The 2,475-nt window shown below is 55.2% G+C and carries 1 rRNA gene; it reads right to left on the bottom strand.

Annotation, left to right across the window (positions count from 1 at the left end):
- Positions 1-25: 25 nt before the first annotated feature.
- Positions 26-2,475: ribosomal RNA gene (locus ACIA03_RS30215) — 23S ribosomal RNA — on the bottom strand; the annotation flags it as partial.

Consider the following 2,475-nt stretch of genomic DNA (forward strand, 5'->3'; position numbering starts at 1 on the left):
TTGTTGTTTTTGTTGAGGGTTTATGAAAGATAAGCCCTCGGCCTATTAGTACCGGTCGGCTGGGCATCACTGCTGTACACCTCCGGCCTATCAACCCCATAGTCTGTAGGGGGCCTTAACCCATAAAGGGTGGGAAACCTCATCTTGAAACGTGCTTCCCGCTTAGATGCGTTCAGCGGTTATCACTTCCGAACGTAGCCAACCAGCCATGCACCTGGCGGTACAACTGGCACACCAGAGGTTCGTCCATCCCGGTCCTCTCGTACTAGGGACAGCCTTTCTCAAGTTTCCTACGCGCGCGGCGGATAGGGACCGAACTGTCTCACGACGTTCTAAACCCAGCTCGCGTGCCGCTTTAATGGGCGAACAGCCCAACCCTTGGGACCTACTCCAGCCCCAGGATGCGACGAGCCGACATCGAGGTGCCAAACCATCCCGTCGATATGGACTCTTGGGGAAGATCAGCCTGTTATCCCCGGGGTACCTTTTATCCGTTGAGTGACCACGCTTCCACATGCCGTGGCCAGATCACTAGTTCCGACTTTCGTCCCTGCTCGACATGTCTGTCTCACAGTCAAGCTCCCTTGTGCACTTACACTCGCCACCTGATTGCCAACCAGGCTGAGGGAACCTTTGAGCGCCTCCGTTACATTTTAGGAGGCAACCGCCCCAGTTAAACTACCCATCAGGCACTGTCCCTGAACCAGATCATGGTCCGAAGTTAGACATCTAGTACGACCAGAGTGGTATTTCAACGATGACTCCACACACACTGGCGTGTGCGCTTCACAGTCTCCCACCTATCCTACACAAGCCGAACCAAACACCAATACCAAACTATAGTAAAGGTCCCGGGGTCTTTCCGTCCTGCCGCGCGTAACGAGCATCTTTACTCGTAGTGCAATTTCGCCGAGTCCACGGTTGAGACAGCGCCCAAGTCGTTACTCCATTCGTGCAGGTCGGAACTTACCCGACAAGGAATTTCGCTACCTTAGGATGGTTATAGTTACCACCGCCGTTTACTGGGGCTTAAATTCTGAGCTTCGCACAAGTGCTAACCCGTCCTCTTAACCTTCCAGCACCGGGCAGGAGTCAGTCCGTATACATCGTCTTACAACTTCGCACGGACCTGTGTTTTTAGTAAACAGTCGCTTGGGCCTGGTCTCTGCGGCCCTTCACGCTTCCCCCAGCTAGTGGGTTCACGATCCGGGCCCCCCTTCTCCCGAAGTTACGGGGGCATTTTGCCGAGTTCCTTAACCATGGTTCGCTCGATCGCCTCGGTATTCTCTACCTGATCACCTGAGTCGGTTTGGGGTACGGGCGGCTCATGACTCGCTAGAGGTTTTTCTCGACAGCATAGGATCATCGACTTCACCAAACGGCTCCCCATCACATCTCAGACATACAGAGCCCGGATTTGCCTAGACTCAGTCCTACATGCTTGGCCGGCGACAACCATCGCGCCGGTTCGACTACCTTCCTGCGTCACCCCATCACTTGACTACTACACACTCGGGTCCCATGTTCCACACACACGCCTCACCCCGAAGGGATCGGTCACGCATGCTTCAGATGGTTAGCATCATGCGCCTCATCATGGGCGTCATTTCGCCGGTACGGGAATATCAACCCGTTGTCCATCGACTACGCCTGTCGGCCTCGCCTTAGGTCCCGACTTACCCAGGGCAGATTAGCTTGACCCTGGAACCCTTGATCAATCGGCGGATGTGTTTCTCACACATCATTCGCTACTCATGCCTGCATTCTCACTCGCGTACCGTCCACCGCTGGATCACTCCGCTGCTTCACCCGATACACGACGCTCCCCTACCCACCCCGGAAAACCGGAGTGCCATAGCTTCGGCGGATAACTTGAGCCCCGCTACATTGTCGGCGCGGAATCACTTGACCAGTGAGCTATTACGCACTCTTTCAAGGGTGGCTGCTTCCAAGCCAACCTCCTGGTTGTCACTGCGACTCCACATCCTTTTCCACTTAGTTACCGCTTAGGGGCCTTAGCTGATGGTCTGGGCTGTTTCCCTCTCGACAATGGAGCTTATCCCCCACTGTCTCACTGCTGCGCTCTCACTTACCGGCATTCGGAGTTTGGCTAACGTCAGTAACCTGGTCGGGCCCATCGGCTATCCAGTGCTCTACCTCCGGCAAGAAACACACAACGCTGCACCTAAATGCATTTCGGGGAGAACCAGCTATCACGAAGTTTGATTGGCCTTTCACCCCTAACCACAGGTCATCCCCTCCATTTTCAACTGAAGTGGGTTCGGTCCTCCACGCCGTCTTACCGGCGCTTCAACCTGCCCATGGCTAGATCACTTCGCTTCGGGTCTAGAGCGCGCGACTCAATCGCCCTATTAGGACTCGCTTTCGCTACGGCTACCCCACACGGGTTAACCTTGCCACACACCGCTAACTCGCAGGCTCATTCTTCAAAAGGCACGCCATCACCCCCACTGC

Origin of the sequence: Nocardioides sp. NPDC051685 (assembly GCF_044453405.1) — a bacterium.
GTDB lineage: Bacteria > Actinomycetota > Actinomycetes > Propionibacteriales > Nocardioidaceae > Nocardioides.